At 70.0% G+C, this 7574-nt stretch carries 8 protein-coding genes; 5 read left to right on the forward strand and 3 right to left on the reverse strand.

Features of this window, described 5'->3' with window-relative positions:
• Positions 1–306 precede the first annotated feature (306 nt).
• Genes BKE38_RS13725 through BKE38_RS13735 form a run of 3 tightly spaced genes read left to right on the forward strand, consistent with a single transcriptional unit; the run spans position 307 to position 3623 of the window.
• Positions 307–966 (forward strand): SGNH/GDSL hydrolase family protein, encoded by a 660-nt coding sequence (locus tag BKE38_RS13725; protein ID WP_076957876.1) that lies wholly within the window; start codon positions 307–309, stop codon positions 964–966.
• A gap of 37 nt (positions 967–1003) precedes the next feature.
• Positions 1004–2422, forward strand: a complete 1419-nt coding sequence (locus tag BKE38_RS13730) for an MBOAT family O-acyltransferase (RefSeq protein ID WP_076957877.1) — start codon at positions 1004–1006, stop codon at positions 2420–2422.
• Between the two features lie 7 nt (positions 2423–2429).
• Positions 2430–3623, forward strand: a complete 1194-nt coding sequence (locus BKE38_RS13735) for an alginate O-acetyltransferase AlgX-related protein (RefSeq protein ID WP_083747537.1) — start codon at positions 2430–2432, stop codon at positions 3621–3623.
• Positions 3624–3708: 85 nt separating this feature from the next.
• On the opposite strand, the gene BKE38_RS13740 is transcribed toward BKE38_RS13735, so the two are convergent.
• The 3 genes from BKE38_RS13740 to wrbA form a co-directional block, all read right to left on the reverse strand.
• The gene (locus BKE38_RS13740) at positions 3709–4335 is read right to left on the reverse strand and encodes an alpha/beta hydrolase (protein WP_076957878.1); all 627 of its coding nucleotides are present in this window, start codon (positions 4333–4335) and stop codon (positions 3709–3711) included.
• The gene (locus BKE38_RS13745) at positions 4332–5276 is read right to left on the reverse strand and encodes a ring-cleaving dioxygenase (RefSeq protein WP_076957879.1); all 945 of its coding nucleotides are present in this window, start codon (positions 5274–5276) and stop codon (positions 4332–4334) included. The genes BKE38_RS13740 and BKE38_RS13745 overlap by 4 nt, the downstream gene beginning before the upstream one ends.
• Positions 5277–5451: 175 nt before the next feature.
• Positions 5452–6063, reverse strand: a complete 612-nt coding sequence (gene wrbA / locus BKE38_RS13750) for an NAD(P)H:quinone oxidoreductase (RefSeq protein WP_076957880.1) — start codon at positions 6061–6063, stop codon at positions 5452–5454.
• Between the two features lie 113 nt (positions 6064–6176).
• Between wrbA and BKE38_RS13755 the strand changes: the two genes are divergently transcribed.
• Both BKE38_RS13755 and BKE38_RS13760 read left to right on the forward strand, forming a co-directional pair.
• Complete coding sequence (locus BKE38_RS13755; protein ID WP_076957881.1) at positions 6177–7121, forward strand: LysR family transcriptional regulator; 945 nt, start codon at positions 6177–6179, stop codon at positions 7119–7121.
• 40 nt (positions 7122–7161) lie between these two features.
• Positions 7162–7574: alpha/beta hydrolase fold domain-containing protein (locus tag BKE38_RS13760; protein WP_242662344.1), on the forward strand; the 413-nt coding region annotated here is incomplete at its 3' end.

Here is a 7574-nt window from a genome sequence, read left to right on the forward strand (position 1 = left end):
GCTTCAGCGGCAGGGCCGGCGCGCGCCGGCCCTGCCGCTGAAGCGGCTGCTGGCCGGCCCGCGCGACCTGGTCGCCGAGATTCCCGAGGCGCGGATGCAGGCGGCGCGGGCGGCATTGCTGAAGGCAGGCGGTTGACTTTCTTATGTCTCTTTCGTAATGATCAAGAAATGCAATTTTGAGACAAATTGCGCAGGTTTTGTTAACGGCGCGCATGGATTACCCGCTTTTGGCACGCCGGGGATACGTCTAGAGTAAGCATGCGGTCATGCCGCGCCCCATCGTCCTCCGTCTCGGATAGGTTCCCGATGCAGTCTGCACTCGCTGGTCTTTCGATGCTGATCCTCGGGGACAGCCATTTCGGGGCCCAGGGCTACCTGATCACCACGCTGCAGGACCAGCTGATCCAGCAGGGTGCCAAGGTCTCGACCTATTCGGCCTGCGGCTCGCCGGCCAGCGTCTTCCTGACCAGCCGCGTCGCCTCCTGCGGCACGGCGCAGCGCATCCAGAACGGCCCGATCCAGCAGAAGCGCGGCAATGACGCGCGCACCACGCCGCTGGCGCAGATGGTGCAGCAGGCCAAGCCGAATGTCGTGGTCATCGCCATGGGCGACACCATGGCCGGCTATGTCCGCCGCGAGCTGCCGGTCGACAGCGTCAAGGAAGAGGTCGCCGCCCTGACCGACCAGCTGCGCGCGATGAACCTGCCCTGCGTCTGGATCGGCCCGAGCTGGGGCACCGAGGGCGGGCCCTTCATGAAGACCTTCGCCCGCGTGCAGCAGATGTCGCAGCTGCTGGCCACCGTGGTCGCGCCCTGCACCTATGTCGATTCCACGCGGCTGTCGCAGCCGGGCCAGTGGCCGACCTTCGACGGGCAGCACTACACGCTGGATGGCTACAAGGCCTATGGCGCGCAGCTGGCGCAGACCCTGGCGGCGCTGCCGCAGCTGCGCGACATCCGCCGCTAACCCAGCGACATCCCGACCGAAGTGAGGTGAGGCAGGCATGATCTTCGCCTCCTTCGAATTCCTGTGCCTGTTCCTGCCCCTGTTCTTCGCGGTCTATTTCCTGACCCCGAAACGCTGGCGGAACTTCCCTGTCCTGGTGCTGAGCTGGGGTTTCTACGCCTGGTGGCGCGTGGACTTCCTGGCGCTGCTGCTGGGTGTCACGGTCTTCACCTTCCTGGTCGCCCGCGCCATGGAGAAGGCCGGCGCCCAGGGGCCCGCGGCCAAGCGCTGGATGCAGTTCGGCCTGGTCGGCAACCTGGCGACGTTGGGCTATTTCAAATACGCCAATTTCGGCGTCGACAGCTTCAACATGCTGCTCGAGGGCCTCGGCCTCGGCCGCATGGGCTGGACCGAGATCGCACTGCCGATCGGGCTGTCCTTCTATGTGCTGCAATCGGTCAGCTACCTGGTCGACGTGCGCCGCGGCACCGTCCCGGTCAGCCACAGCTTCATCGGCTATGCCACCTACAAGGCGATCTTCTCGCAGCTGATCGCCGGGCCGATCGTCCGCTATGCCGAGATCAAGAACGAGCTGGTGGTCCGGCAGTATTCCTGGGCGCAGTTCGGCATGGGCGCGCGGCGCTTCATGATCGGCTTCGCCATGAAGGTGATCCTGGCGGACACCATCAGCCCGATGGTGGATTCGGTCTTCCACCTGCCGGCGCCGACCCTGGTCGATGCCTGGGCCGGGGCGCTGGCCTACACGCTGCAGCTGTTCTTCGACTTCGCCGGCTATTCGGCCATGGCCATCGGCCTGGCGCTGATGATCGGCTTCCGCTTCCCGGAGAACTTCGACAACCCTTATCTGTCGGGCTCGATCCAGGCCTTCTGGCAGCGCTGGCACATGACGCTGGGCCGCTTCCTGCGCGACTATCTCTACATCCCGCTGGGCGGCAGCCGGAAGGGGCAGACCCGGACCTCGGTCAACCTGTTCCTGACCATGCTGATCGGCGGCTTCTGGCATGGCGCCAACTGGACCTTCGTCTTCTGGGGCGCCTGGCAGGGCGCGCTGCTGGTGGCGCACCGGCACTGGCGGATGGGGCATGCGGCGATGCCCTGGATCCTCGGCCATGCCATCACCTTCCTGGCGGTGCTGCTGGGCTGGGTGATCTTCCGGGCCCCCGACCTGCACAGCGCCGGGCGGATGTATGGCGGCATGCTCGGGCTGCACGGCACGGGCCTGTCGGACGAGCTGGCCTGGCAGGTCACGCCGGATCAGTGGATCTGCATCCTGGTCGGCATCGTCTTCGTCTACCTGCCGCTGCTGCGCGGCCGCCTGCCCTTCCTGAAGCCCGCCGCGGAGCTCAGCCCGTTCTGGCGGCTGCCCTGGACGGCGGCGCCGCTGCTGGCCTTCCTGCTCGGCATCGTGCTGCTCTACAGCCGCGCCGCCGTCCCCTTCCTCTACTTCCAGTTCTGAGGCCGCCATGACCGAGGCCGTCAAGACCGAGAGTGGCGCCGAGACCGGACCGGCCAGGATCGAGCAGCCCTGGATGCGGCGCTCCGGCGCCTTCCAGGGCGCGGCGGCGGCGCTGCTGCTGGCACTGGGCGCCTGGCAGGGGCTGGCGGCGCTGTCGACCACCAGCGCGCAGAACCGCCTGCGCGCGGTGATGACCATGCCGGCCTTCCTCGATGGGCGGGCGACGGGCGCGGTGAACCACGTGCTGGCGCATCTGCTGCCGGCGGACGGGATGCTGCGCGCCGCTGGCGGGCTGCTGCGCTGGGGCGTCTTCGATTCCGGCGGGCCGCAGCTGCGCGTCGGCTGCGACGACTGGCTCTACCTGACCGAGGAGCTGCGGCCCTGGCCGGAGGCCGAGGCCAACATGGCCGCCCGCGCCGCCGCCATCGGTCGCATCGCCGGCCGACTGGCGCAGCGCGACATCGCGCTGGTGGTCGCCGTGGTGCCGGACAAGGCGCGGCGACATGCGGAGCATCTGTGCGGCGCGCCGCGCTCGGCCCAGGCGGTCGCGCGGTATGACGCCTTCCTGACGGCGCTGCGGCCGCAGCCGGTGACGGTGGTGCCGCTGCTGGCGCCGCTGCAGAGGCAGGATCCGGCCTTCTGGCGCACCGACACGCATTGGAACCAGCCGGGCGCGGCGGCGGCGGCGGAAGCCATCGCGGCTGCCGTGGGCGGCGTCACCCCGGCCCTGCCGCTGACCCGAGGGGAGCAGTTCGCGACCACCTCGGCCGATACCGAGACCAACGGCCCGGGCGACCTGCTGCGGCTGATGAGCCTGGACCAGATGCCGGACTGGATGTCGTCCTGGGCGCGGCCGAAGCCGGACCGGCAGATGGTGGAGAGCACGGCGGCGGTCGGCGGCGAGGCGGCGGGTGGCGGCGGCGGGCTGCTGGATGAGACGCCGGCGCCGGAGATCGTGCTGCTGGGCTCGTCCTATTCGCTGAACGCCAATTTCCATGGCCGGCTGCAGCAGGCGCTGGAGAGCACGGTGGTGAATTACGGCCAGGCGGGTGGCGCTTTCTCCGGCGCGGCGGCGGCCTATTTCGGCAGCGAGGCGTTCCGCGACACGCCACCGAAGCTGATCATCTGGGAGATGCCGGAACGCGCCGTGGTGCAGCCCCTCTCCGACATGGACCGGAAGCTCTTTTCCCTGTTCGAGTGATGCGTCCCGCGCCCGAGCGTGGCGCGCGGCAGCACAGACAGAAAGAAGATGGGGGTCTGGGGGAATTCCTTCCCCCAGACTTTTCTCAGATGCTGCCGAGCATCTGCCGCGCCTGGGTGACCTCATCCTCCGTCACCCCGTGATACCCGCCCTCGTAAAGGCGGGTGGTGACGTCGGCGCCCTGGCCCTTGAAGCGCTCCTCGGTCTCCAGCACGCGGGCCAGCGGGATATGGCCGTCCTGCCTGCTGCAGCCGAGCAGCACCGGCACGCCGTCGAAGCGCGCACCCGGCGTCACGGCGGCCAGCTGGTCGCCGATCAGCCCGCCGCTCAGCCCGATCACCGCGCCGAAGCGGCGGCCGCTGCGCCAGGCATATTCCAGCGCCAGACAGGCGCCTTGCGAAAAGCCCAGCAGGGCGACCTTGTCGTCCGGCAGGCCGGTCGCCGCCACCGCCGCATCGACCGCGGCCAGCGCGCCGGAGAGCCAGGGCTCGTTGCGCGACACCGGCTCGATGAAGCGGTGCGGATACCAGGTGCCGCCCGCCGCTTCCGGGGCCAGCAGGGCGAAGCCCGGCACCGCGAGATGCCCGCCCAGGCCCAGGATATCGGCCGCGCTGCCGCCGCGGCCATGCAGCAGGACCAGCGCGCGCGGCGCCTCCCCTGCCGGGACGCCGGCCCGGAGCAGGGGCCGGCCGGCATGCGGGTTCGCGCTCACAGCGGCTTCAGCCCGCGCTCGATCGAGGCGCGCTGCGGCTCGAGGAAGGGCGGCAGGGAGAGGCTTTCGCCCAGCCGGTCCTTGGGCTCGTCGGCGTCGAAGCCGGGGCCGTCGGTGGCGATCTCGTAGAGGATGCCGCCCGGCTCCCGCACATAGAGGCTGCGGAAGTAGTAGCGGTCCACCGGCCCGCTGGAGCGCAGGCGCAGGCTGTTGAAGCGATCGACCCAGGCGCCGTATTCGGCGTCCGGCACGCGGAAGGCGACATGGTGCACGCCGCCGGCGCCGGGCTGGGCCGGGGACAGGCCGGGCTCGACGCGCATATGCAGCTCGGCGGCGGGACCGCCCTCGCCCATCTCATAGACCTGCACGTCGACGGGCCTGGCATCGTCCGTGCGGTAGGTGCGGGCGCGGCGCATGTTCATGACGTCGGTCGCGAAGGCGTCGGAGCGGCGCAGGTCGGGCACGCTCATGGTGATCGGGCCGAGGCCGCGGATCTGCTGCGCGGCGTCCACGGGGCTGCGCGACCAGGGATGCGAATCCCCGCGGCCACCATCGTCGACGAGCGCCAGGCGCTGGCCCTCGGGGTCCTCGAAGTCGAGCTGCAGCCGGCCGTCGATCTCGCGGATCGGCTGCGCCTTCACGCCCTGCTCCGCCAGGCGCGCCGCCCAGAACTTCAGGGAGTCTTCGCCCGACACGCGCAGGCCGGTGCGGGTCACGCTATGCGTCCCACGCCGCTCCGGGCCGACGGGCCAGTCGAAGAAAGTGATGTCGCTGCCGGGGCTGGCTTCGCCATCGGCATAGAACAGGTGATAGGCGCTGGTGTCGTCCTGGTTCACCGTCTTCTTCACCAGGCGCATGCCCAGCACGCGGGTGTAGAAGTCATGGTTGCCCCGCGCATCGGCGGAGACAGCGGTCAGGTGATGGATGCCATGCAGCTGCATGATCGTCGTCCTTGCCCTCGTCGCGGGGCGCGCGGCCCATGCCGCCGCCCCGCCGGGCTCGCTGGGTGATGATCAGCGCTGATAGGCGCGCTGATCACCATCCAGCTTCATGTTTGAGCGGGTGATTCACGCCTTCGACGATTCCGTCTCAGGCGATCACACGCTTGAAAACTCTTCAGGCGCGGCCGCGCAGGATCTGCCCGGTCACTTCGGCCACGTGGCGGCCCTGGCTCTTGGCCATCTCGAGTTCCGCCTCGGACGGCTGGCGCGAGCCGTCGCCATTGGCGATGGTCGTGGCGCCGTAGGGCGTGCCGCCATTGACAGTGCTGTTGTCCAGCATGCGCTTCTCGGTATAGGGCAGGCCCACCACCGTCATGCCGAAATGCAGCAGGTTGACGATGGTCGAGACGATCGTCGTCTCCTGCCCGCCATGCTGGGTCGCGGTCGAGCTGAACACCGAGCCGACCTTGCCGACCAGCTTGTCGCCGAACCAGAGGCCACCGGCCTGGTCGAGGAAGCTGGCCATCTGCGAGGCCATGCGGCCGAAGCGCGTCGGCGTGCCGAAGATGATGGCGTCGTAGGCGGCAAGCTCCGCGACGGTCGCCACGGGCGCGGCCTGGTCCAGCTTGAAATGGGCGGCCTTGGCAACCTCGGCGGGCGCCGTCTCGGGGACGCGCTTCACCACCACCTCGGTGCCGGGGATGGCGCGGGCGCCCTCGGCCACGGCATTCGCCATGGTCTCGATATGGCCGTAGCTGGAGTAGTAGAGGACCAGGATCTTGCTCATCGCGTCGTCTCCGTGCCGGGGTGGTGGGCGTTTCGTCTGGGGCCAGAGTTGCGCCTGACGGTCGTTTCCTGCAAGCGTCGCATCGGAAACCTTCCGTTCACTGGAGACGAACGATGCGGCCGGATATCGACGCCCTCGCCACGCTGATCCAGGTGGTCGACTGCGGCACCATCACCGGCGCCGCCGCCCGGATGGGGCTGGCCAAGTCGGTGGTCAGCAAGCGCATGGCCCAGCTGGAGGCGCAGCTTTCGGCCAAGCTGCTGCACCGGGCGCCCAGGAAGGTGACGCCGACCGAAAGCGGCGCCCTGCTGGTGGCCCGCGCCCGCGCCCTGCTGGCGCAGCTGGACACGGTGGCCGACGAGGTCATGGCCCGCTCCGGCGCGCTGTCCGGGCAGCTGCGGCTGGCAGCACCCCTGTCCTTCGGGGCGCGGCATCTCGGACCTTTGATCGCCGGCTTCCTGCGTGACTATCCGGGGATCGAGGTGGCGCTCGACTTCGACGACCGGCATGTCGACCTGCTCTCCGGGCAATACGACCTGGCGCTGCGCATCGGGCGGCTGGGCGATTCCACCCTGCGCGCCCGGCGCCTCGGCACCAGCCGGCGCGCGCTGTGCTGCAGCCCCGACTATGCCGCCCGCCACGGGACGCCGACGACGCTGGAGGCGCTGTCGGGCCATTCCTGCCTGGGCTACGCCAATGCCTCCTCCGGGCATATCTGGCGCTTCGTGCCGGCCGATGGCAGCGGCGAGCCGCGGTCCCTGGTGCTGGGCGGGCGCCTCACCGCCAACAACGGCGAGGCCCTGCTCGAGGCCGCCCGTGCCGGCATCGGGCTGATCGTGCTGCCGACCTTCCTGCTCTCGGCCGAGGTGAAGGCCGGCGCGCTGGTGCCGCTGCAGATCCCCGGCTGGGTGCCCGAACCCGACACCATCCAGCTGGTCTGGCCCCCCGCCGCCGCCCTGCCGCTGAAGACCCGCACCCTGATCGAGCACCTGGCCGCCCGCATCCGCGAGCCCTTCGACTGGGACGCCCCCTTCCCCATGCGCCACGCGGCTGCTTGACTACAATCCAGAGAATGCCGACCCGATGCAGGAGATCCCGATGAGCCTCGCCCCCCTGCTGCCCGACAGCGAAGTGACCGCCGCCCAGGCGCGCTGCCGCGAGGCCGGCGTGTCCAATGGCGACGTGCTGACCCAGCCCATCGCCGAGGCCCGCGAGAAGGCCCGCGCCTTCCAGGCCTTCCTCAATGCCGGCGGCCCCGAGATGGCCGCCGTCACCGAGACGGTGCTGGAAGGCACGACCCCGCCGCTGCGGCTGCGCCTCTATCGCCCGCGCAGCGCCGGCGAGGGCCCGCTGCCCGCCTATCTGCACATCCATGGCGGCGGCTTCGCCATCGGCGGCCTCGACTCGCTGGACCGCTGGAAGCGCGAGATCGCCGACCAGACCGGCATCATCGTCGTCGGCCTGGACTACGCCCTGGCCCCCGAGCACCCCTACCCCCGTCCCTTCTACAC

Origin of the sequence: Teichococcus deserti, from assembly GCF_001982615.1 — a bacterium.
GTDB classification, from domain to species: Bacteria; Pseudomonadota; Alphaproteobacteria; order Acetobacterales; family Acetobacteraceae; genus Pseudoroseomonas; species Pseudoroseomonas deserti.